We start from the raw sequence: 23,628 nt of genomic DNA on the forward strand, positions 1-23,628 counted from the left end.
TGCGCGCCATGCACATCAGGGCGCCCGCGAAATCCCCTCCGGACCGACGCCAGGCGGCGAAGGCGCTGCTCGCCGAGGCGCGCGCGCTGAAGGCAGCCGGGCGGCTGGACGAGGCGCTGGAGGTCAATCGCCGCGCCGTCGCGGCCGACCCGGCGAGCGGCATTGCCGAGCATAATCTCGCCGCCACGCTGGGCGACCTGTCCCGCTTCGCCGAGGCGGAGGAAGCCGCATCGCGCGCCGCCGCCAAGGGCGTCGATGCGCCAGAGACATGGCTGGTCCGCGCCCGCGCGCTGCAAGGGCTCGGCCGGCTCGACGAGGCCGAAGCAGCGTTCGCCGCGGCCATCGCGCGCCGAGCGCTCTATCTCGACGCCCAGCGGGATCTCGCCCAGCTACGCTGGATGCGATCGGCCGATGCCGCCACCGCGACCGCCGCGATCGACCAGGCGCTGGCCACGGCCCCGGACACGGTGGAACTGTTGTTGCTCAAGGCGCGCGTGCTCGGCTGTGCCGGCGAGGAGACGGCGGCCGGCGCCCTCCTCGCCCACGCGCTGGCCCGTCAGCCGGGACATGCGCCGCTTCACCTCGCGGCGGCGGAGCTTGCTGCGCGCGCCGGCGATGCCGACGCCCAGCTCCGCCATGCCACCGCCGCGCTGCGCCTCACCCCGGCCTCGACCGACGCTGCGCGCGCGGCGGTGGAGGCGCTGCTCCATGCCGGGCGGGCGGCCGAGGCAGAGCAGCTGGCATTGCGCGTGCAGGCGGCGACCCCGCTCGATCAGGCAGTGCTGGCGCTGCTCGGCACGGCGTGGCGGCTGATGGGCGATCCGCGCCATGCCGCGCTGTGCGACGATGCGCGCCTCGTCTCGACGGCGACGATTGCCACCCCGCCCGGCTGGCCGGATCGCGAAGCCTATCTCGCCGATCTCGCCAATGCGCTGCGCGCCCGCCACGCGTGGCGGACGCATCCGCTCGAGCAATCGCTTCGCCACGGCAGCCAGACGCAGGAGGACCTGACCCGATCGGATGATCCGGCGATCCGCGCGCTGTTCGTGGCGCTCGACCCGCTGATCCGGGCGCACATCGCCGCGCTCGGCAAGGGGACCGATCCGGTACGGGCGCGGGCGACGGGGGACTATCGCATCGTCGGGGCATGGTCGGTGCTGCTCCGGCCGGGCGGCTTCCATGTCGACCATGTCCATCCGCAAGGGTGGCTGTCATCGGCCTTCTATATCGCCCTGCCGGAAGCGGTGGAGCGCGGGCACGAGGGCTGGCTGGCGTTCGGCCGTCCCGGCATCCCGACGCGGCCGCCGTTGGCACCGACGCGCTTCGTGCGCCCGGAGCCGGGGATGCTGGTGCTGTTCCCCTCCTATTTCTGGCATGGCACCGAGCCCTTCACCGGTGGCCAGCCGCGCCTGACGGTGGCGTTCGACATCGTGCCGGCCTGAGCGTTTCCCCAAAAAAACTTCGCGACCGCCGCGCGGCCCGGTGAGGGATGGCGCTGGCGTTGCGTCTAACCCATGAACGTGGTGCGTTCGGCGCGGCTGGCGCAGGGCGAGCAAAGGGGGCTGAGAGTGAAAAGAGAGATGTTGCTCGGTGCGGCGGCGATCGCGCTGTTCGGTGGGGCCCAGGCGGTTGCGCAGACGAGCATTTCGCCGCCCAACAATGCGGGCGTCACCAGCCCGCGCGAAGCTTTCCCGGTAGAGCCGGGCAGCGATTACTATCTCGCCAATTACAGCGCCTATGAAGCCTATCTGAAGAAGATCGCCACCCAGTCCGACCGCATGAAGCTGGTCGACATCGGCAAGAGCGCCGAGGGGCGGACGCAGTGGATGGCGATCGTCTCCTCGCCCGAAAACCTCGCCAAGATGGACCAGTATCGCGGCATCGCCCAGCGACTGGCCAAGGCCGAGGGGCTGACCGACGAACAGGCCCACCAGCTCGCCAACGAAGGCAAGGCAGTGGTGTGGATCGACGCCGGCCTGCACGCCACCGAGGTGATCACGGCGCAGAGCCAGATCCACGTCCTCTACCGCATGCTGACCTACAACGATGCCGAGACGAAGCGCATCCTCGACAATGTCATCATCCTGTTCGGGCATGACAATCCGGACGGCATGCAGCTTGTCGCCGACTGGTACATGCAGAAGGCGGACGAGAAGAAGCGCGAATACAACTACATCCCGCGCCTGTATCAGAAGTATATCGGCCACGATAACAACCGTGACTCATTCATGGCGCAGATGCCGGAGACGGAGAACGTCAACAGGCAGCTGTTCCGTGTCTGGTATCCGCAGATCATCTTCAACCAGCACCAGACCGGCCCGGCGGGCATGGTGGTGTTCGTTCCGCCGTTCCGCGATCCGTTCAACTACAACTATGATCCTCTGCTCGTCACCGAGCTGGACGAAGTCGGCGCGACGATCCACAGCCGCCTGATCGGCGAGGGCAAGCCCGGCTCCGGCATGCGCAGCGCCGCCAACTACTCCACCTGGCATAACGGGATGGAACGCTCCATCTCCTATTTCCACAATTCGATCGGCCTGTTGACCGAGATCATCGGCGGGCCGACGCCGCAGAAGATCCCGCTCATCCCCGACACGCAGCTGCCCAAGGGCGACGAGCCGATGCCGGTGGCACCCGGCGCGTGGCATCAGAGCCAGAGCCTGGAATATCAATGGTCGATGGATCGCGCGGTGCTCGATTATGCGGCGCGCAACCGCGAACGGCTGCTGTTCAACATCTATCGCATGGGCGCCAACGGCATCGCCCGCGGCAATCGCGACAGCTGGACGATCGAGCCCAACGACATCGATGCGCTGAAGGAAGCCGCCAAGGCTCGCCAGGCTCCGTCCGCGGCCTCGGAGCCGAGCTATGATCCGCGCCAGCGCAACGCCGTCGACCCCGCGCTCTACGAGACCGTGCTGCACGATCCCGCCAAGCGCGATCCGCGCGGCTATGTCATCCCGCTCGACGCCCAGCGCGACCTGCCGACCACGATCACCTTCCTCAACACCCTGATCAAGACCGGCGTCGACGTGCTGCGCGCCACCCAGCCCTTCACGGCAGGCGGCAAGACCTATCCGGCCGGCTCCTTCGTGGTGAAGACGGCACAGGCCTATCGTCCGCACGTCCTCGACATGTTCGAGCCGCAGAACCACCCGAACAATCTCGAATATCCCGGCGGCCCGCCCAAGGCGCCCTACGACATCACCGGCTACAACCTCTCCTACCAGATGGGCATCGGCTATGATCGCATTCTCGAGGGATTCGACGGCCAGTTCGAGAAGGTGCCCGATCTGCTGACGGCGCCGGCCGGCCATGTCATCGGCACCGGCAAGGCCGGATGGCTGCTCCGCCACGAGGCAAACAACAACTTCATCCTCACCAATCGCCTGCTGAAGGCCGGCGTGAAGGTGGCGTGGCTGAAGGAGCCGACCAGCGCCGAGGGCAAGCAGTTCGGCGCCGGCGCGGTATGGGTGCCGGCTTCGGCCGCCGCGCAGAAGATCATCGCCACCAGCACGCAACAGCTTGGCGTCGACGCCTATGCCGTCGCCGCCAGGCCGAGCGGCGCGGCGATGCCGCTCAAGCCGGTCCGCGTCGGGCTGGTCGATCAATATGGCGGCGTGATCCCGTCCGGCTGGATCCGCTGGCTGCTCGAGCAATATGAGTTCCCGTTCAAGGTCGTCTATCCGCAGGAACTCGACGCCGGGAAGCTCAACGCCAAATATGACGTGCTCGTCTTCGCCGACGAAACGGTGCCGCCGTCCAACGATAGCCCCTATCGCGGCCGCACCCCGAACCAGCCCAAGCCGGAGGATATCCCGGCCGAGTTCCGGTCGTGGCTCGGCGTTATCAGCGACGCCAGGACGGTGCCGCAGCTCTCCGCCTTCGCCAAGGCGGGCGGCACGATCGTGACGATCGGCAGCGCCAATCGGCTCGGGCCGCTGCTCGGCGCGCCGGTGCAGCCGGCGCTCGTGCGCATGGTGAACGGCAAGCCGGCGCCGCTCGACACCAAGGAATTCTATATTCCTGGCGCGCTGATCCGGGCGGATGTCGATCCGAACCAGCCGCTCGCCTATGGCGTGCCGGACAAGGTCGACATGTTCTTCGACCACAGCCAGTCGTTCAACATCGCCGCCGGCAGCCCGACGGCGAAGCGCGTGTCCTGGTATTCGGACGCGAAGCCGCTGCGCAGCGGCTGGGCGATGGGTCAGGAAAAGTTGCAGGGAACGACCGCGATCGTCGATGTCGATCTCGGCAAGGGCAAGCTGTTCGTGGTCGGCCCGGAGGTGACGCAGCGCGCCCAGCCCTATGTCACCTTCAAATTCCTGTTCAACGGCCTGCTCTACGGCCCGGCCGAGGCCGCCGCTCGTTAAGCCTCTGTACCAATAAAGTTCCCCCCAGGGGCCGGGATGGTGACATCCCGGCTCTTTTTTTTGCGCTGCGTCGTGAGGGGGTGGCGCAGGCGCGCGTCTTTCCTGTCGAGCCCGTCCGCCAAGGACGGCCGATCTCAACAGGGGGACAGACAATGGCGACGCGCTCCGCAATTCACTGGCTGCTGGTCGGGAGCTGCGCCTGCAGCGCGCTCGCCAGCGGCATGGCACAGGCCCAGACCGCCGGCGAGGTCGCGCCCGAGGCGCCGCCGGCCGGCCGCGAGGAGATCGTGGTCACCGGCTCGCGCATCGCGCGGCCCGACTATGTCTCGAACAGCCCGATCGTTTCGGTCGGCTCGGAGGCGATCCAGAATTCCGGCCAGATCACCATCGAGCGGTCGCTGACCCAGATGCCGCAATTCTCCGGGTCCTTCGGCCAGTCCAACGGCGGCAGCACCTCGACCGGCCTCAACGGCGGTCAGTCCTACGCGTCGCTGCGCGGCCTCGGCCCCAAGCGCACGCTGCTGCTGCTCGACGGCCGCCGGCTGCAGCCGTCCAACCCGGATGGCTCGGTCGATCTCAACATCATCCCGGAGGCGCTGATTGAGAATGTCGAGGTGATCACCGGCGGCGCCTCGACCACCTATGGCTCCGACGCGACCGCCGGCGTCGTCAATTTCCGCCTCAAGCGCAAGTTCGACGGCGTCGAGCTGAACAGCCAATATGGCGTCAGCGACTATGGCGACGGCCAGTCGTTCCGCATCACCGGCACGGTCGGCGGCGAGTTCGCGGATGGCAAGGGCAGCGCCGTGCTGTCCGTGGACTATACCGATCGCGGTCGGGCCTATCAGAAGAAGCGGCCTTACTACCTTGCGCGCAGCAACGTTCCCGGCACCGCCACCCTCCCCCAGGGCACGGCGCTGTTCGGCGGCAACACCCCGACGCTGGCGTCCGTCAACGCGCTCTTCCAGGGCAAATATGGCACCGCCGCCCTGCCCGGCAGCGCCGCCGGCCGCTACACCGCGCAGCTCGGTTTCAACACGGACGGCTCGCTGTTCAGCACCGTCAACGTGCCCGTGCTCAATTTCCGTGATCCGGAATCGGACCTGGCCTACATCGTGACCAGCAGCCCGGGCAGCCAGCAGATCAATTTCGGCTTCACCGGCAGCTCCATCCAGTCGAACCTGAAGCGCTACAATATCTTCGGCAAGACGGAGTATGAGCTCAGCGATCACCTGAAGGTCTTCGCTCAGGTCACCTATACCAGCTACAGCTCGGTCGGACTTTCCAATCCGACGCTGGCGTCCAACGTCTACGGCCTGTCCGTGCCGGTGACCAATCCCTTCATCCCGGCCGACTTCAGGCCGATCCTCGCGTCGCGCGCCGATCCGAACGCAGACTTCAGCTTCTACAAGGCGTTCAACCTGCTCGGGCCGCGCTATCAGGGCTATGAGTACAACGTCTACCAGATCACCACCGGCGCCTCCGGCGACATCGGCGTGAAGGACTGGACCTGGGACCTGTACGGCAGCGTCAGCCAGGCGAAGTTCGAGAACTGGCAGACCGGCGGCGCCAGCTTCCAGGCGCTGCACGACCTGCTCTACAGCCCCAATGGCGGCACAAGCCTGTGCGCGGGCGGCTTCAACCCGTTCGGCGACCGGACGCCCTCGCAGGCCTGCGTCGACTATATTTCCCGTCGCACGCTCAACACCAACGAGCTGCGGCAGCGCACGGTGGAAGGCAACATCCAGGGCGAGCTGTTCAAGGGCTGGGCGGGCCCGGTCCGCTTTGCGGTGGGCGCCGATTATCGCTACAACAGCTACGGCTTCCAACCGGACTCCGCCTTCTCGCTGCCGAACGGGACCAGCGACATCGTCGGCTACAGCGTGCTGCTGGCCGCCCGGGGCAAGGTCAGCACCAAGGAAATCTACGGCGAGCTGCTGTTCCCCGTGGCGAAGGACCTGCCGCTGGTCCAGGAACTCAACCTCGACCTTGGCGCGCGCTATTCGGATTACAGCTCGGTCGGCGGCGTCGCCACCTACAAGGCCGATCTCGACTGGCGGGTGTTCGAGCCGCTGCGGCTGCGCGGCGGCTATAACCGCGCCATCCGCACGCCGAGCGTGGGCGAGCTGTACGCGCCCGTATCCACCGGCAGCGTCGGCATCGGCGCGCCGAACCGCAGCAACAATAGCGGCGATCCCTGCGACACCCGCTCCTCCTATCGGCAGGGCGCGAACAGCGCCAAGGTGCAGGCGATCTGCCTGGCGCAGGGCATGCCCGCCTCGCTGGTCGGCACCTATGCGCTCGGCACCTCGCAGGTGTTCGCGCTGACCGGCGGCAACCCGGAGCTTGAGGAAGAGACGGCCGACACCTTCTCGGCCGGAGCCGTGATCACATCCCCGTTCAGCTCGCCATTGTTCCGCCGCATGTCGCTGTCGGTCGACTGGTACAAGATCAAGGTCAAGGGCGCGATCGGCCCGTTGTCGATCTCTCAGGCCTTCCAGTTCTGCTTCAACGCCGACGGCAGCAACCCGACCTATGATCCGAACAATTATTATTGCGGCCTCGTCGGGCGGCGTAATCCGTCGACCGGCGTGCCGGTCAATCCCAGCCAGCCGCTGCTCAACCTCGGCAAGTTCGACGTCAGCGGCGTCGACGTGCAGTTCGACTGGCAGGTCGATCTCGATGACCTCGGTCTCGGCAATGCCGGCAAGCTCTCGCTCAACACCGCCGTCAGCTATCTCGACAAGTTTGCATCGCAGGCGCTGCCCGGCGCCCCGACCTATGATTATGCCGGGACGATCGGATTCAGCATCGATACGGCCGGCGGCATCGCCCATCCGCGCTGGAAGTCGATCACGGCCCTGTCCTGGTCGAAGGGCCCCGCGACGCTCGGCTTCCGCTGGCGCTTCATCGACAAGATGAAGTCGAACCAGTCGGTCACCTCGGCGACCAGTACGCTGCGCGGTATCAACGCCTATAACGTGTTCGACCTCAACGCCCGCCTCGACCTGCCGTGGAATGGCGAGCTGCGCCTGGCCATCACCAATCTGTTCAACAAGACCCCGCCCCAGAATGGTGACGAAGCCGGCAATTTCGACTCCCAGAATTACGACACGATCGGGCGTTATTTCTCCTTCGGCATCAGCCAGCGCTTCTGACCACCGGCGGAGGACGATCATGCATAACGCCTTCACATTCGGGCTGGCCGCGACCCTCGTCGCGGCCAGCCCCGGCTGGGCCAGGGAATTGACGCCGCCCGACCAGACGCAGCTGCTCGGCACGATCGACCGCGATTCCGCGGTACTCGGCGACACTGCCCTGCAAATCTGGAAGTTCGCCGAGCTCGGCTATCTCGAAACGCAGAGTTCCGCCTTGCTGCAAAGCCGGCTGAAGGAGGCCGGCTTCCAGATGAAGACCGGCATCGCCGGCGAGCCCACCGCCTTCCTCGCCAGCTATCGCAACGGCAGTGGCGGCCCGGTGATTGCCGTGCTGGCGGAGTTCGATGCGCTGCCGGGCCTCGCCCAGGCGGCGGTGCCGACGCGCCAGCCGCTGAACCAGGCGGCCGGCCATGGCTGCGGCCATAACCTGTTCGGATCAGCGTCCACCTACGCGGCCATCGCCGTCAAGGAATGGATGATCCGCAACAATATCAAGGGCGAAATTCGCCTCTATGGCACGCCCGCGGAGGAAGGCGGATCGGGCAAGGCCTACATGGCGCGCGACGGGCTGTTCAACGATGTCGACATCGCGCTGCACTGGCATCCCGGCAATGCCAACTCGGCCGCGCAAGGCCCGAGCATGGCCAATATCAGCGGCAAGTTCCGGTTCCACGGCAAATCCTCACACGCCGCGGCGGCGCCGGACAAGGGCCGCTCCGCACTCGACGCCGTCGAGGCGATGGACGCGATGGTCAATCTGATGCGGGAGCATATTCCGGATCGAACCCGCATCCATTACGTCATCACCAACGGCGGCAAGGCTCCCAACGTCGTGCCCGACGAGGCCGAGGTATATTACTATGTACGGCAGACCGATCCGCAGATCGTCATTTCGGTGATGGACTGGGTGAAGCAGGCCGCTGCCGGCGCGGCCATGGGCACCCAGACCAAGGTCGATTTCGAACAGACCGGCGGCGTCTACAGCCTGCTTCCCAACGAAGCGCTGATGCATGTCATGGACCGCAATCTCCATCGCGTCGGCGGCATCAGCTGGACGCCGGAGGAGCAGGCATTCGGCGCGGAGATTCAGAAGAGCTTCACCGGCCAGGCGCCGCCTCTCTCCAGCGTCGGCGAAATCCAGCCGGCCGTGATCGGCAGCGAGGGGGCCGCATCCACCGACGTCGCCGATGTGAGCTGGGTGGTGCCGACCGTCGGGCTTTCCACCGCCACCTTCGTCCCCGGCTCGGCCGGCCATAGCTGGCAGAATGCGGCGGCGGCGGGGATGAGCATCGGCGTTAAGGGCGCCATTCTCGCGGCCAAGACCCTGTCGCTGACGGCCGCCGAGCTGTTTCGCAGCCCGGAGGAGATCAGCGCGGCCAAGGCCGAGTTTGCCAGGCGGCGCGGCGCGGGCTTCCAGTACAAGTCGCTGGTCGGCGACCGCAAGCCGCCGCTCGACTATCGCAAATCCACCAGCGTGGAATAGTCCCCCGCGCCTGGTGGTCCGGCCGCCCCCTCGACGCTCCGGGGGGCGGCCGGAGCCGCTTCAATATTGGGCGAGCACCAGTTCGTGGTCATCCTGATGCGCGATGCGGGCAATGCGATAGCTCTCCAGCGCCGAGGCCAGCGCGTCGCCGTCCGTCGTATTGAGCACCCCGCTGAACGGCACGTTGGCGAGCGTCGCGTCCCGAAGCACGATCTGCCGCGCGGAATAGCGGTTCATCTCCGCCACCACCTTGCCCAGCGGCTCGGCATTGAAGCTGATCCGGCCCTCCAGCCAGCCCATCGCATCCTCGGCGTGATCGGCCGTCACCCGCACACCCGTCGCATCCGCCTCCAGCGTCGCGCCGCGGTGCAGGATGGTGGACCGGCGCGCGGCCGGGGTGTCCACCTTCACGGTGCCCTCGGTGAGCGCGACGCGAAAGCGCTGCGGCGCCAGCCGCACCGAAAATGCGGTGCCCAGCGCCATCACCCGGTTGCCGGCGCCCGAGACGATGAACGGATGGGCGCGATCCTTGGCGACCCGGAAAAAGGCCTCGCCCCGCACCAGCTCGACGCGGCGCTCGGCGCCCCATTGCGGCAGGCGGACGAGGCTTGCGGTGTTGAGGGTGACGCGCGATCCATCGGCGAGCTTCACGGTCAGCCGCTCGCCCACCGCGGTGCGATATTCCTTTGCCGCGGCAACCAGGGTGCGGTCCGGTTGCGGCGACGGGCGGCGTACCGCGAAGAACGCGCCGCCGACAACCAGCGCAAGCAGGGCGATCGCCGCTGCCATCGCCATCCAGTTGAAGTTCGTCTCACGCGCCGGCGCCGCCATGGCCAGCGCCTCCGCCCGCATCGCGCGAAGCTCGGCATCGTCGGCCGCGGCATCCAGCCTGTCGGCGATCGTGGTCAGCGCATCCCAGGCGCGGCGATGTTCCGGCGCGGCCGCGTGCCAGCGGGCGAAGTCGTCCCGCGCCGCCAGCCCGGCATCGTCCGCATGGAGGCGGGCATACCACGCCGCTGCCTCGGCATCGGCGTCCTTGTTCGCCTTGATGTCGGTCATTCGCCTGCGCGCGCTGCGAGATGGCGGATCGCCTTCATGATATGCTTTTCGACGGCACTCACAGAGATCCCCAAATGACGGGCGATCCCGCCGTAACTCATCTCTTCGAAGCGATGAAGAACAAATATCTGCCGCGTGCGGTCGGGCAGCTCCTTCAGGGCCGCGATCAGGAGGGCGAGCTGTTGCTTGCCCTCGAGCACCCGGGCCGGCGAGATTTCCTCGACCGGATGATCGGGTTCCTCCAGCGGGCTGTGCTGGGAGCGCCGGCGCACCTGATCGCGCCGCCCGCGATCGGTGAGCACGCTGTGCGCGACCTGGAACAGATAGCCCTCGAAATTGCCGATACCCATCTCGCTGCGGCGCACCTGCATGCGCAGCACGACTTCCTGCACCATGTCGTCCACATCGCACGGCGCCACGCGCTTGACGAAGAAAGCGCGCAGCCCGCCGAGATAATGGACGACGTCGCTGGCCGGCTTCCGATCAAGCGGAATTTCGGCGCGGCTGGACGTGAACATACCCCTTTTGTCCCCCTGTCTGTTCCGATCCTGCGGGGATTTATTATTTTTGTAACCGACTATGTTGCTTCGCTGCCGTCAAGCGTGGAAACTGTTACGGTGGAGCCGTCGCAGAAGCGGCCTGCTGAGTGTGCCCGGCACGACACAGAAAGGACGAGGCTGGGCATCGCCATTCCCGGCCGGCGCCGCATATTCGCGTGCCACCCGGCCCGCCCGATGCGCGCGCTGGCGCCGTTCATCGCAGCTATCTCCTCGGGGGCACTGGCGCGCGCCTATGATCTGGCGATCCCGGCCGGCCCGCTTGATCAGGGGCTGACCAGCTATGCCGTGCAGACCGGCCGCCAGATCCTGTTCGCGCCGGGTCTCGTCGCCGGCAAACGGGGCAATGCGGTCACCGGCCTTGTCGATGCCGATCGCGGGCTGAGCGCGTTGCTCGCCGGCAGCGGCCTCGTCGCGCGGCGGCTGCGGGGCGAGGTGCTGATCATCGAGGTCCGGCCGGCGCCGCTTCCTGCCGCGCCACCGCGCCCGCCCTCGCCGGCCCCGCCCGATCCGCCGCCAGAGGAGATCGTGGTGACCGCGCTCAAACGCGAGACGCTGCTGGCGGAGACCGCGGTCAGCATGGACGTGCTGACCGGGCGCGATATCAGCGGGCGCAACATCTACGATCTGCGCCGGATGATGCGCAGCGTGCCGGGCTTCGCGACGATCGACACCGGCAGCGGCCAGCAACGCCTGGCGATCCGCGGCGTGTTCGCCACCGGCGAGGCCACGGTCGGTGTCTATTATGACGAGACCCCGATCAGCGGTCCGAGCGGCACCACCTTCGATCCCGGGCAGGTGGCGCCGGACGTCGAACTGGTCGACGTCAACCGCGTCGAATTGCTGCGCGGCCCGCAGGGCACGCTCTACGGCGCGAGCTCGATGGGCGGCACGCTGCGCGTCCTGTTCAACCAGCCCGACGCCAGCGGCTGGCATGGCGACGTGCGCGGCGGGCTCGATTTCGTGACGCGCGGCAATACCGGCGCCAATTTCTCCGCCGTCCTCAACGCGCCGATCGTCGCCGATCGTCTCGCCGCGCGCGTCGTCGTCTATCGGCGCACGCTGGGCGGCTATATCGACCGGCCGAACCTCGGCCTCAGCGATACCGGCGGCATCACCCGCAAGGGCGCGCGGATCGCGTTGGCATGGACGCCGGAGCCCGCCGTGCATGTCTCGCTATCCGGGCTGGTCCACCGCGGCAGCGCCGACGACGCGACCTATTGGTCAACCCGCCTCGGCCCCTATCGGAACGATCAGCCGACCCGCACGCCGACGTTCAACACGCTCAAGCTGCTCAGCGGCACGGCGCGCTGGGACGCGGCGTTCGCCACGCTGACGGCAACCGCGTCCGCCTATCGCTGGCTGGTGACGCGCGACAATGACTATACCAGCGTGCTCGCCCGCCAGCGCACCAACGCGACGAGCTGCCGGGACTACAACAAGCTTCCCGACGACGGCGCCTGCACGCCCGCACAGTTCGCCAGCTTCGCCGCCTATGCCGACAGCCGCCTCCCGGGCATCCTCTATCAGCCGATGCTGGTGCGCAGCCAGAGCGGCGAGGTTCGGCTTGCCTCCCCGGCGGGCGCGACGACGATCTGGACGGTAGGCGGCTTCGTCGAGCATCGTCGCGATCGGGTCGACAGCATCGTGCTGCGCGCCGATCCGCGCACCGGCATCGTGATCACGCCTTACGACGTCACCGGCCTGCGCACGATCTGGACGACGCTCAGCCAGCAGGCGCTGTTCGGCGAGCTTACCCAGCCGATCACCTCGCGCTTCTCGCTCACCGGTGGTGGCCGCTATTTCCGGTATCGCCGTTCGGCGACGGGCGATGTCTCCCAGCCCAACATCCTCACCGGCACCGCCGATCTCGCCGCCGGCCCCTTCCATACCCGCGAAGGCGGCGCCAATCTGAAGGCCCAGCTCGCCTGGCATCCGGGCCACGACGCGATCGTCTATGCCCAGGCGGCCGAAGGCTTCCGGCCCGGCGGCGTCAACATCACGCCGAACCTCACCGAGGAGGAGCGCAGCTATCATGCGGACCGGCTGTGGAGCTACGAGCTGGGCGGGCGCACCCGGCTCCTCAACGGCGCTGTCGGGGCCAGCCTCGCCGCCTTCCACATCGACTGGTCGGACATGATCTACGCAACGGCGAGCGCCAATGGTGCCTTCGCCTACAACACCAATATCGGACCGGTGAACATCGACGGCGCCGAGGCCGAGATCAGCACCATTTGGGCGCCCGGCGGCGAGCTGGTGTTGCGGATCAGCTATGTGAATGCGCGCCTTGCCGCCGATCAGACGAGCAACAACCCGCGCGGCCTCGGCCGGAAGGGGGACAGGCTGCCCAACGTCGCCCACCTCGCGGCCTCCGCCTCGCTCAGCAAATCGGTCCAACTGGCCCGCGCGCTGACGGGCTTTGCGCGGGCGGACGTCACCGCCGTCGGCGCCTCGGGCACGCAGTTCAATCCCTCGATCACCTATTATGACCGCTCGCCCGCCTATGTGCTGACGGATGTCCAGGCAGGGGTGGAGCATCGCGGCTGGGAGGCCGCGATCGCGGTGCAGAATCTTTTCGACAAGGCCGGCGCGGGCCGGGCGCTGTCCAACACCTTCCTGTCCAACCAGGTCTATTCGGTCCCGCCGCGAACCATCACGCTGACGCTGGCGCGGCGTTTCTGAGGTCGGTCGTCAGGCCAGGTCGAGCTGGCGCAGGTCGCGCCCGCGCGTCTCGCGGCCGAACCAGGCGACGAGGATCAGCGCGACGATCGTCGGCAGCATGATCAGCGCCGCGGCCAGCCCCATCGACAGAGCGATGCCACTGATCGTCAGCGCCTGCGCGAACAGCCCGCCCGCCTTGGTGCATGCCGCCACCCAGCCGGTGGCCCGACCGCGTACGCGGAGCGGAAAGCTTTCGGCGGCATAGGGCAGAACGATGGCGATGATGCCATTCGTCCCCACGATCAGCAGCGCCACCGGCAACACCGGGCTGCCGACGCCGGCGAGTTCGAGCCGCAACACCAGCGCCAGCCCGGCGAGCGTCAGCGCGACCATCGCCACCAACGACCATTTGGTGCTCCATCGGCTGTAGAGCAGCGCTGCGAGGAATACCGTGGGAAAGGCGATCAGGGCGCTTTCGGCGAGCAGCCGGCTCGACACGCCGACCGAATAACCCTTGGCGACAAGATCGGCGGGAAGCCACAGCAGCAGCCCGAAATTGATCAATCCCCAGGACAGCGCGCAGACGCTGAGCGCGGCGAGCTTGCCGTAGAGGCTGAGGCCGGTCAGCGCGTGCGACCCGGCGGCCGGGGCGGAGGCCATTGGCGGCACCTTTCGCGCCTTCGACCCGAAACGGCGCATCACCGCCTCCGCTTCCGCCACGCGGCCGCGCGCCAGCAGGAACTTGGCCGATTCCGGGATGAATGCGCCGAGCAGCACCAATGTCAGCCCGGTCGGCAGATTGGCCAGCCACAGGATGCGCCAGCCGAAAATCGGCTGCAGGATTGCGGAAAGGCCGCTCGCCGCGAAATAACCGCCGACGGCGCCCAACCCGCCGACCAGCACCAGGCTCCAGCCACGGTGGCGGTTCGGCATCATCTCCGCGAGCAGGGCATAGGTAACCGGCAGCATCCCGCCCGCTGCCGCCCCCATCATGAAGCACATCGCGATATTCCAGGCGAGACTGGGCATCGCGCCGCAGATCGACGTGCCGACGAACATCACCGCCGACAGCAGGATTGACGCCTTGCGCCCGTAGACGTCGGCGATGACTCCCCACAGCACCGATCCGGCGACCGTGCCCGCCAGCGCCGCGAACGGCACCAGCGACACCGTCGCCTTGGCCACCCGATATTCGCTGATCATGCCGGGCACGGTGAAGCCCAGCGACGCCGGCTTCATCACGTCGATGACGAGCGCGACAACCAGCACCAGCATCAGCCCCCAATGGGCAAGGCCGAGTGGCGCATCCTCGGGCGCGGCGACGACGATGTCCGCGCTCGCGGCATAGTGGGCAGTGACATTGCGCGGCAGCAGCCCATAGGCGGCGACGAGCATGCCCGCGACGATCGCGCCCATGCCGGCGATCATCAGCCGATCCATCGGCATGCCGGCGAGCTGATAATGCATCGTCCGCGCCATCGCGAACATCGGCAGATGCGCGCAGACGCCCGCGGTGACGGCGACGCAGCCGAGCACGAACGCCCAGATCGCCTGCCGGTCCGATAAAGTGCTGCCCCACCCGCCCATGCCACTGCTTTACACCGCCCTGACGGCGCCGCCATCCCCAGCGACGCCCGTGCCCGGCACACTAGCTCCTGCCGCTGCCGGCGCGACCGTCCGTCCCCGGCGAAGGATCGGGAAGAGCATCAGGCCGGCGCGCAATATCTGGCGGATGGGGTGGGATTCGAACCCACGGTGGGCGTGAACCCACGGCGGTTTTCAAGACCGCTGCCTTAAACCACTCGGCCACCCATCCTGCTGGCCGGATGCGCTTATCCTCTCCCCGCCGAGGAGGAAAGGGCGCTATCCTGTCACCATGAGTCGCCCATCGTTTTTCGGAGGAGTTTCGTGATGCCCCGCCCCCTGCTCGTCCTCGTCGTGACGCTGTTCGGCGCGAGCGCGGCGCTCGCCCAGCCCAGCGCCAACGCCTTCAATGACCGACTGCGCAAGCTGTCCCCCGATCAGCAGAAGGCTGCGATGCGGCAGGCGATCACCAACAACGGCAACCGATGCGGTCGCGTCGAGAAGGCGGATTTCCAGCAGCCCTACAAGAATCTGATGATGTGGACGGCGACCTGCAACCCGGGCGGCCGCTTCGCGGTGTTCGTCGGTGCCGATCAATCGGTCCAGGCGCGGCCCTGCGCGGACCTGGCCAGCCTCAAGCTGCCGGTCTGCCGCTGAAACGCAAACGGGCGGCCGATGGCCGCCCGTCCCGCCGTCCGATCGGACGAACTTACTTCTTGGTGAGGCTGAGCCCGCCGAAGCGCTTGTTGAAGCGCGCGACCTGGCCGCCCTGGTCGAGAAGGCGCGCGTTGCCGCCGGTCCACGCCGGGTGGACGGTCGGGTCGATGTCGAGCTGCAGCGTGTCGCCCTCGGACCCCCAGGTCGAGCGCGTCTCGTAGACCGTGCCGTCGGTCATCTGCACCTTGATCATGTGATAGTTGGGATGGATATCCTTCTTCACCGCGCAATCTCCATGGCGGCTGGTTCCGACCAGCCTGAAAAGAAGGCGGCGCCATAGCGGCACCGCCCCGAAAACACAAGCTCGCCGCCCCCCCGCCTACTCGGCTGGCGGATCAGCAATCATCGCCGTGAAGTTGGCCTGCGCCGCCACCTTGCCGTCAAGCATCGCCCTGCCGGCGAACTTGCAGACGGTGGCGCGCTTCTGGACGAACTCCACCTCGAGGCGGAGCAGGCAGCCGGGCTCGACCGGCTGGCGGAACTTCACCTCGTCGATCGACATGAAATAGACGAGCTTGCCCGAGCCGGCGAGACCGAGGCTCTCGACAGCCAGCACGCCGGCGGCCTGCGCCAGCGCCTCGACGATCAGCACGCCGGGCATGATCGGCCGGCCAGGAAAGTGGCCGGCGAAGAAGCCCTCGTTGACCGTCACCGCCTTCACCGCGACGATGCGCTGGTCGACGACGAGCTCTTCGACCCGGTCGACCAGCAGCATCGGGTAGCGATGCGGCAGCGCCGCCATCACCCGGCGGACGTCAAGCGGCCCCAGATTGGTGGCGGCGTCGCTCATCGCGTTCGCCTCAGCGGCCCGGCGCGGCGGCAGGAGCGGCCGGAGCAGCGGCGGCCGGAGCCGGCGCGGCGCCGGCGGCGGGGGCGCCCTGCTGCGGCAGCTGGATGCTCACCGTCTTGAGCTGCGTGTCGAGGCGCTGCATCAGCGTCGTCGTCACGTCGGCGGCGGGATCTGCGGCCAGTGCCTCGTTGCGCGGAATCACCGCCGCAACCTTGCGCTCGGCGCGGATCTGCTCGGCGATCGGCACCGCGGCGCGCAGGATCTGGTCGCGCACGAAATTGCCGACCGCGTTCGCTTCCTGCTGGGTGCGGTTGAGCGCCTCGTCGGCGGCCTGCAGCTTCTGCTGGGCATCGGCGAGGGCGGCGCGGTTTGCGTCGGGAAGGCCCGAGCCGTCCGGCTTCACCAGCTTGCGGGCGGCCTCGACCTGGGTGTTGTAGGCGGTCGCCGCCGCGTTGAACGCATTCTGCTGGCTGGTCGCGGTGCCCTGATACTTGGTCTGGATCTGGGTGGCGCCGTTCTTGGCCGCGAGGCTCTCGGAGAACAGGCGGTTGAGGTCGACCGTGACGATGCCGCCGGTCTGGGCGGCGGCCGGCACGGCGGCGAAGATGGCGAGGCCAAGCGCCGCGCTCTTGATCATCGTCTTCATCAGAACTGGGTCCCTACGTTGAAAGTGAACAATTTCGGATCGTCGCCCTTCACGGTGACAAGGGCCTTGGCGATGTCGAGGCGCAGCGGGCCGAACGGCGAGTTCCAGTTCACGCCGAAGCCCACCGCGATGCGCGGCCGGGGCGAATCGCCCAGGAATTCCTCGCGGAAGGGGTTGATGGTGTTGGTGTATTTGGTCGTCCCGTTCGGGCAGACCGAGCCGACCGGCACCGTGCCGGAGATCAGGCCATTGCCGTCGAGGCACTGGAGATTGCCGTTCTTGTCGAGGATGTCGCGCACCACGACCTGCTTCTGGTCGATCAGCGTGCCGTCGGCATAGCTCGGCTTCTTCACGCCCCACAACGCGCCGGCATCGACATAGATGGACGGGCGCAGGCCCATTTCGCGCGCACCGGCCGAAAGCGGGATCTCCAGCTCGGCGCGAGCATGATAATAATAGCGGCCGCCGATGGCGTCGTCCTGGATCTGGTTCTTGTCGGTGACCAGATCGTTGGGATCATCGGTGCTCGTGTCATAGGGGGTGCGCTTCACGCGCGGGCCGATGCCGCGAATGTCGAAGCCGCGCATCTGCGGCGAACCGAGCATGAAGCGATCGGTCAGGCGAACCGCGTCGGAGCCGTTGCGCCCCTTCTGGAATGGCAGGATGGCGCCGCCCTCGCCGCCCACCGAGAAGATGAAGCCGCCGAACACGTTCCAGTATTTGGTGCCCTCGAGGCGGCTGCGCAGATATTTCACGTCGCCGCCCAGGCCCGCCACGTCCTGGCTGAACACGACGCGCTGGCCCGCCGACGGGCGGAGGCGGTTGTTCAGATTGTCGAAGACGAAGCTGTAGCCCACCGACGAGGTCAGCCGGTTGCCGACGGCGTCGCAGAGATAGCGCCCGGCAAGCAGCGGGTCGCAGACGCCGTTGGTATAGAAGGTGCCCTTGTCGAGCGTGACATTGTCGAAAGTCAGGCCGTAGCGCAGCGCCAGCTGGGTATATTCGGTGAGCGGCACGCCGGAGCGGATCTGGAAGCCGGTCGACACCTGATGATAGGTGGTCTGGCGATCGTCGTTCAGATAGTTGAACGAGTTATAGTCGCGCCTGAACACGTCGCCGCCGACGGCGATGTTGCGATCGAACAGATAGGGCTCGGTGAAGCCCAGCTCGATCGACTTGGAATAGGTCGAATAGTCGACGCTGGCGCGCAGTTCCTGGCCCTTGCCCATGAAGTTGCGCTGGGTGACCGACAGGTTGACGATGAACCGCTCGAGGCTGGAGAAGCCGGCCGAGACCTGCAGCTCGCCAGTGGCCTTTTCCTCGACATTCGCCTCGAGCACGACGCGATCCGGCGCCGAGCCCTGCTTCTGCTCGATCTCCAGCTTGTCCTGGAAATAACCGAGGCTGCGGATGCGATCGCGCGAACGCTTCACCTGGAAGCCGTTGAAGGCGTCGCCCTCCCCGAGGCGGAACTCGCGGCGGATCACCTTGTCGCGGGTGACGGTGTTGCCGTTGATGTTGATGCGCTCGACATAGACACGCGGAGCGTCCGCCACCTTGAAGGTGACGTTCATCTGCAGCTTGTCCTTGTCGCGCCGGAAATCCGGGCTGACGTCCGCGAAGGCATAGCCGAGCAGACCGGCCGTCTCCGTCATCTGATCGACAGTGTCCTCGATCATCTTGGCGTTGTACCAGTCATCCTTCTTCATGCGGATGAGGTACTGGAGCATCTCGGGCCGGAGATCGCGGATGTCGCTTTCGATCTTCACGTCGCCGAATTTGTAGCGTTCGCCCTCCTCCACCACATAGGTGATGATGAAGTCCTTCTTGTCCGGGGTCAGCTCGGCGACCGCCGAGACGACGCGGAAATCGGCATAGCCCTCGGTCAGATAGAACTGGCGCATCTTCTGCTGGTCGTAAGCCAGCCGATCCGGATCATAGCTGGTGCCGGACGAGAAGATGTGGGTGATCGAGCTTTCCTTGGTGGCCATCTCGCCACGCAGGCGGCCGTCCGAGAATTTCTCGTTGCCGATGATGTTGATGCGCCGGACCTTGGATTTCGCCCCCTCGCTGATCTCGAACACGACATCGACGCGGTTCTGGTCGAGCTGGACCATCTTCGGCTCGACGGTGGCGGCGAAGCGGCCCTGACGGCGATAAAGCTCGATGATGCGCGCCACGTCGGCGCGGACCTTGGAGCGGGTGAAGATCTGGCGCGGGGCGAGCTTGATCTCCGGCCGGATCTTGTCTTCCTTCAGGCGCTTGTTGCCCTCCAGCACAATGCGGTTGATCACCGGATTCTCGCGCACGGTGATGACGATGTCGTCGGTCGCCTGGTTGATCGAGACGTCGGCGAACAGCTCGGTGGCGTAAAGATCCTTCAGCGCCTGATCGAGCGATTCGCGGGTATAGGCGTCACCCGCCTTGAGCTTGATATAGGAGCGGACGGTGTCCGCCTCGAGCCGCTGGTTGCCGACCACCGAGATCGATTTGATGACGCCGCCCGTCATCGGCGCCGGCGCCGATGCGTTCGGGAACGCCACCGGCGGCGGCGCTGCACCCGCACCGGGGCCCTGTGCCGGGGCCTGCGCCTGCGCGCTGGCCACACACAACATCAGCCCGCCGCCGAGTGCCGTACCGAAGCGGAGTGCGGAAACCGTCGTGCGGCGATCGCCGTAACCCTTTTGACTCACCAATCCCCGCCTTCACCCGCTGGAACGCGCGAAACGCCCGTCCCTTGAGCCCTGTTAGCTAGCCCGCCGCCCTGCCCCAAGCGGCTCAACCGATCAAGCCGGCAAGCGTCCGCCATAAGCCGAAAGAACCCAGATCGTTGAACGTCACGAACAGCATCAACGACAGGAGCATCGCCAGACCCGACCGGAACGCCCATTCCTGCACCCTGGGCTCCAGCGGCCGGCGGCGAACCGCCTCGATCGCGTAGAAGAACAGGTGCCCGCCGTCCAGCAAAGGAACTGGCAGCAGATTGATGAACCCCAGATTGATGGAGATCATCGTCATGAACCAGATGAACTCGAACCAGCCCATGCTCGCCTGCTGGCCGGAGACCTGGGCGATCTTGAGCGGACCGCCCATCTCGCTGGCGGCACGCTGGCCGCGAATGATCTGGGCGGTGGTCTCGATCATCATGCCGACGGCGTTGACGGTGTAGCGCAGCGACGCGCCGACCACTTCGGTCGGCCCGAGCTTGCGCATCTCGCCGCGCCCGGCGAGGATGCCGAGGCGGCCGATGCGCATCTCGTTGCCGAAGCGATCGCGCAGCAGCTGGGAGCCCGTGACGATTGGCAGCGACATCGTCCGGCCATCGCGCTCGACGGCCAGCGTCATGCGCTCGCCGGGGCGGATCTGAACGATGTCCTGAATCTGCTCGAAGCGCCCGATGGCGCGGCCGGACACGCTGGTGATGCGATCGCCCGCGCGCAGGCCGGCGGCGGCGGCCGGGGAGCCCGGCTGGACGCCGGCGATCACGGGCGGGGTGGTCGGCTCGCCCAGCGTCGCGAATACGGCGCAGAAAACGAGGATCGCGAACAGGAAATTGGTCGCCGGCCCGGCCAGCACGATCAGGAAACGCTGCCATACCGACTTGGCCTGGAAAGTGCGCGCGCGCTCGGCGGCGGGCAGCGCCAGCCATTCCGTGGTCGGCGTGGACGCCGGATTCATGTCGCCGGCGAACTTCACATAGCCGCCGATCGGCATCCAGCCGACTTTCCAGCGCGTGCCGCGGCGATCCGTCCAGCCGAACAGCTCGCGGCCGAAGCCGATCGAGAACACGTCGGCCTTCACCCCGCAGGCGCGGCCGGCGAGATAATGCCCCATCTCGTGGATGAAGATCAGGGGACCGATGACGAGCAGGAAGCTCAACACGGTCATGATGATGCCGGGGGTCTCAGTCACGCGATCACGGTCTCCAGCGCCCTGTCGGCATAGGCCCGCGCCTCGGCATCGATAGCGAATACGTCGTCGAGCGAGGCGGGCGCGGGCGGATCATAGGCGCAAAGAGCTTGATCGACGATTGCGGCGATATCGAGGAAGCCGGCGCGTCGTTCCAGAAATGCCGCGACGGCCCGTTCATTCGCCGCGTTGAGCACGGCCGGCCGCGCCCCACCCGCCGCCAGCGCGGCGCGCGCCAGCGCCAGCGCCGGGAACCGCGCCGGATCGGGCGCCTCGAAGGTCAGCGTGCCGATCGCGGCGAGGTCGAGCGGCCGACACGGCGTCTCCATCCGCCGTGGCCAGGCAAGCGCGTGGGCGATCGGCACGCGCATATCCGGCGAGCCGAGCTGGGCGAGCGTCGACCCGTCGACATAATCGACCATCGAATGGATTACCGATTGCGGATGGACGAGGATATCGAGCCGCTCGGGTCCCACCGGGAACAGGTGGTGCGCCTCGATCAGCTCCAGCCCCTTGTTCATCATCGTGGCGGAATCGACGGAGATCTTGGCGCCCATCGACCAGTTCGGGTGCTTCACCGCCTCGGCCGGGGTGACGCCCCGCATCTGCTCGGGCGACCAGGTGCGGAACGGGCCACCGCTCGCCGTCAGCACGATGCGGCGGACGCGGCTCAGGTCGGTGCGGTCCAGGCATTGAAAGATGGCGTTGTGCTCGGAATCGACCGGCAGCAGCGTCGCGCCGTTGCGCTCCACCGCCGCAATCATCAGCGCGCCGGCGGAAACCAGCGCCTCCTTGTTGGCCAGGGCGACCGTGCCGCCGCGCTCCAGCGCCGCCATCACCGGCGGCAGCCCGGCGCAGCCGACGATCGCGGCCATCGTCCAGTCCGCCGGCCGCGCCGCCGCCTCGACGATCGCGTCTCCGCCGGCGGCTGCCTCGATGCCGGAGCCTTCCAGCGCGTCGCGCAGAGCCGCGTAAAGCCCCGGCTCGCCGATCACCGCGACCTCCGCCCCCAGGCGCCGCGCCGCGTCTGCCAGGCCGGCGACATCGCGATGCGCGGTAAGGGCGACGACGCGATAGTCGTCGGGGGCGCGCTCGATCAGGTCGAGCGTCGAGGTGCCGACCGAGCCGGTGGCGCCAAGCACTGAAACGCTACGCTTCACGGATATCCCACCATCACCAGTCCGGCGACGATCACCGCCACCGGCACCACGCCGTCCACCCGGTCCATCACCCCGCCATGTCCGGGCAGGAGGTGGCCGCTATCCTTGACGCCCGCGCGCCGTTTCAGCCAGCTCTCGAACAGATCGCCGCCCTGCGCGGCGGCGGCGAGCAGCGCGGCGGTACCGGCGAGCCGGAACGAGATGTTGAACGGAAAGGCCAGTGCCACGCCGATGACCAGCGCTGCCACCATGCCGCCGATCAGCCCCGCCCAGGTCTTGTTCGGGCTGAGCCGCGGCGCCAGCTTCGGCCCGCCGATGGCGCGGCCGGCGAAATAGGCGCCGATGTCGGTCGCCCATACGATGACCAGCGTCCACAAGGTCAGCGTGATCCCGTCATATTGATCGCGCAGGTAGATGAGCGACAGGATCGGCAGCAGCGCATAGAGCACGCCCGCACCGTTCCAGACGCTGCGCGACAGCAGCGCCACGGCGAGCGCTGCGGCGACGGCGGCGGCGAGGATAGCCTCACGCGGCACATCCGAGCCGAGCAGGATCAACAGAATCAGCGGCAGCGCCGTCGCGGCAACGAGCAGGCGGGTCGCCACCCGGCCGGCCCCCATCAGCCCGGCCCATTCCACCGCGATGGCCACCGCCGCCGCGCTGAGCAGGCCGGTGAAGGCGATCGAGCCGTAGCCGATGGCGGCGACGGCGATGATGATCATCACCACGCCCGAGGCCGCCCGCACCGGCAGATCGGAGCGGCGGCGGCCGGCGGGGGCGGCCCCCTCGCTCACAGGCCCCCGAAGCGCCGCTCGCGTGCGCCGAAGCGGGTGACCGCCTCGGCCAGCGCCGCAGCGTCGAAATCCGGCCACAGCGTGTCGACGAACATCAGCTCCGCATAGGCCGCCTGCCACAGCAGGAAATTGGAAAGGCGCACCTCGCCTGAGGTGCGGATCAGCAGGTCCACCGGCGGCAGGCCGGCGGTATCCAGCCGCGCCTCGATCTCCTCGACATCGATTGCTTCCGGCACGAGCGTGCCGGCGCGCGCCTCCTCCGCGAGGGCGCGCGCGGCGCGGACCAGCTCGTCCTGGGCGCCATAGTTCAGCGCCAGCACCAGCGTCAGCCGCGTGCCGGAGGCGGTGCGCGCGATCGCCTCGTCGATCAGCGCGCGGACATCGGCATCCAGTCGCGCCAGATCGCCGATCACCCGCAGCCGCGCGCCATTCGCGACCAGCTCTGCCACCTCCGCCTTGAGGAAGTGGCGTAGCAAGCCCATCAGGTCGCTGACCTCCTCGACCGGCCGCCGCCAGTTCTCGGACGAAAAGGCGTAGAGGGTGAGCACCTCGATGCCGATTTCGCCGGCGGCGCGGACGGTGCGGCGCACCGCCTCGGCGCCCTGGCGATGGCCGGCGATGCGCGGCAGGAAGCGCGCCTTCGCCCAACGGCCATTGCCGTCCATGATGATGGCGACATGGCGGGGCACGGCCCTGCCCCCGCCCCCGTCACCCCGCACGGAAAGGGCAGTCGCCGC

17 protein-coding genes and 1 tRNA gene are annotated in these 23,628 nt (G+C 67.6%); 6 read left to right on the forward strand and 12 right to left on the reverse strand.

Features of this window, described 5'->3' with window-relative positions:
- Nucleotides 1-8 precede the first annotated feature (8 nt).
- The 4 genes from KOF26_RS00130 (at nucleotide 9) to KOF26_RS00145 (ending at nucleotide 9,014) form a co-directional block, all read left to right on the forward strand.
- Entirely contained in the window at nucleotides 9-1,442 is a 1,434-nt protein-coding gene (locus KOF26_RS00130; protein WP_216318135.1) for a putative 2OG-Fe(II) oxygenase, read from the forward strand.
- Between the two features lie 126 nt (nucleotides 1,443-1,568).
- On the forward strand, nucleotides 1,569-4,373 hold the full coding sequence (locus KOF26_RS00135) for a M14 family metallopeptidase (protein ID WP_363181481.1): 2,805 nt from the start codon (nucleotides 1,569-1,571) through the stop codon (nucleotides 4,371-4,373).
- 152 nt (nucleotides 4,374-4,525) lie between these two features.
- On the forward strand, nucleotides 4,526-7,531 hold the full coding sequence (locus KOF26_RS00140) for a TonB-dependent receptor domain-containing protein (RefSeq protein ID WP_216318138.1): 3,006 nt from the start codon (nucleotides 4,526-4,528) through the stop codon (nucleotides 7,529-7,531).
- Between the two features lie 19 nt (nucleotides 7,532-7,550).
- Nucleotides 7,551-9,014, forward strand: coding sequence for an amidohydrolase (locus KOF26_RS00145; protein WP_216318141.1), 1,464 nt, complete (start codon nucleotides 7,551-7,553; stop codon nucleotides 9,012-9,014).
- A 60-nt stretch (nucleotides 9,015-9,074) separates the two neighbouring features.
- Here KOF26_RS00145 and KOF26_RS00150 read toward each other — a convergent pair whose 3' ends face one another.
- Together KOF26_RS00150 and KOF26_RS00155 are read right to left on the reverse strand one after the other, a co-directional pair.
- Nucleotides 9,075-10,073 (reverse strand): FecR family protein, encoded by a 999-nt coding sequence (locus KOF26_RS00150; RefSeq protein ID WP_216318146.1) that lies wholly within the window; start codon nucleotides 10,071-10,073, stop codon nucleotides 9,075-9,077.
- Nucleotides 10,070-10,591: an RNA polymerase sigma factor gene (locus tag KOF26_RS00155; protein WP_216318149.1), complete on the reverse strand. Its 522-nt coding sequence runs from the start codon at nucleotides 10,589-10,591 to the stop codon at nucleotides 10,070-10,072. Before KOF26_RS00155 ends, KOF26_RS00150 begins: the two co-directional genes overlap by 4 nt.
- Nucleotides 10,592-10,807: 216 nt before the next feature.
- Here KOF26_RS00155 and KOF26_RS00160 point away from each other — a divergent pair, with 216 nt between their 5' ends.
- Nucleotides 10,808-13,312 (forward strand): TonB-dependent receptor, encoded by a 2,505-nt coding sequence (locus KOF26_RS00160; RefSeq protein WP_216318152.1) that lies wholly within the window; start codon nucleotides 10,808-10,810, stop codon nucleotides 13,310-13,312.
- A gap of 9 nt (nucleotides 13,313-13,321) precedes the next feature.
- On the opposite strand, the gene KOF26_RS00165 is transcribed toward KOF26_RS00160, so the two are convergent.
- Entirely contained in the window at nucleotides 13,322-14,878 is a 1,557-nt protein-coding gene (locus KOF26_RS00165; RefSeq protein WP_216318155.1) for an MFS transporter, read from the reverse strand.
- Between the two features lie 139 nt (nucleotides 14,879-15,017).
- Nucleotides 15,018-15,107 (reverse strand) — tRNA-Ser (locus tag KOF26_RS00170).
- 95 nt (nucleotides 15,108-15,202) lie between these two features.
- Between KOF26_RS00170 and KOF26_RS00175 the strand changes: the two genes are divergently transcribed.
- Nucleotides 15,203-15,532, forward strand: coding sequence for a hypothetical protein (locus KOF26_RS00175; protein ID WP_253200893.1), 330 nt, complete (start codon nucleotides 15,203-15,205; stop codon nucleotides 15,530-15,532).
- A gap of 52 nt (nucleotides 15,533-15,584) precedes the next feature.
- Here KOF26_RS00175 and rpmE read toward each other — a convergent pair whose 3' ends face one another.
- The 8 genes from rpmE to KOF26_RS00215 all read right to left on the reverse strand — a co-directional run bounded on the left by rpmE (nucleotide 15,585) and on the right by KOF26_RS00215 (nucleotide 23,580).
- Nucleotides 15,585-15,815, reverse strand: a complete 231-nt coding sequence (rpmE, locus tag KOF26_RS00180; protein WP_216318157.1) for a 50S ribosomal protein L31 — start codon at nucleotides 15,813-15,815, stop codon at nucleotides 15,585-15,587.
- Between the two features lie 96 nt (nucleotides 15,816-15,911).
- Nucleotides 15,912-16,382 (reverse strand): 3-hydroxyacyl-ACP dehydratase FabZ, encoded by a 471-nt coding sequence (gene fabZ / locus KOF26_RS00185; RefSeq protein WP_216318160.1) that lies wholly within the window; start codon nucleotides 16,380-16,382, stop codon nucleotides 15,912-15,914.
- A 10-nt stretch (nucleotides 16,383-16,392) separates the two neighbouring features.
- Nucleotides 16,393-17,028, reverse strand: a complete 636-nt coding sequence (locus tag KOF26_RS00190; RefSeq protein ID WP_216318163.1) for an OmpH/Skp family outer membrane protein — start codon at nucleotides 17,026-17,028, stop codon at nucleotides 16,393-16,395.
- Nucleotides 17,028-19,724, reverse strand: a complete 2,697-nt coding sequence (bamA, locus tag KOF26_RS00195; RefSeq protein WP_435876827.1) for an outer membrane protein assembly factor BamA — start codon at nucleotides 19,722-19,724, stop codon at nucleotides 17,028-17,030. The genes KOF26_RS00190 and bamA overlap by 1 nt, the downstream gene beginning before the upstream one ends.
- 82 nt (nucleotides 19,725-19,806) lie before the next feature.
- Entirely contained in the window at nucleotides 19,807-20,940 is a 1,134-nt protein-coding gene (rseP, locus tag KOF26_RS00200; RefSeq protein ID WP_216318166.1) for an RIP metalloprotease RseP, read from the reverse strand.
- On the reverse strand, nucleotides 20,937-22,103 hold the full coding sequence (locus tag KOF26_RS00205; RefSeq protein WP_216319816.1) for a 1-deoxy-D-xylulose-5-phosphate reductoisomerase: 1,167 nt from the start codon (nucleotides 22,101-22,103) through the stop codon (nucleotides 20,937-20,939). Before KOF26_RS00205 ends, rseP begins: the two co-directional genes overlap by 4 nt.
- Nucleotides 22,094-22,891 carry a phosphatidate cytidylyltransferase gene (locus KOF26_RS00210; RefSeq protein WP_363181486.1) on the reverse strand — a complete coding sequence of 266 codons (798 nt, stop codon included), beginning with the start codon at nucleotides 22,889-22,891 and terminating at the stop codon, nucleotides 22,094-22,096. Before KOF26_RS00210 ends, KOF26_RS00205 begins: the two co-directional genes overlap by 10 nt.
- Nucleotides 22,888-23,580 carry an isoprenyl transferase gene (locus KOF26_RS00215; RefSeq protein WP_363181488.1) on the reverse strand — a complete coding sequence of 231 codons (693 nt, stop codon included), beginning with the start codon at nucleotides 23,578-23,580 and terminating at the stop codon, nucleotides 22,888-22,890. The genes KOF26_RS00210 and KOF26_RS00215 overlap by 4 nt, the downstream gene beginning before the upstream one ends.
- Nucleotides 23,581-23,628: the final 48 nt, after the last annotated feature.

Source organism: Sphingomonas quercus, from assembly GCF_018863195.1.
GTDB lineage: Bacteria > Pseudomonadota > Alphaproteobacteria > Sphingomonadales > Sphingomonadaceae > Solisphingomonas > Solisphingomonas quercus.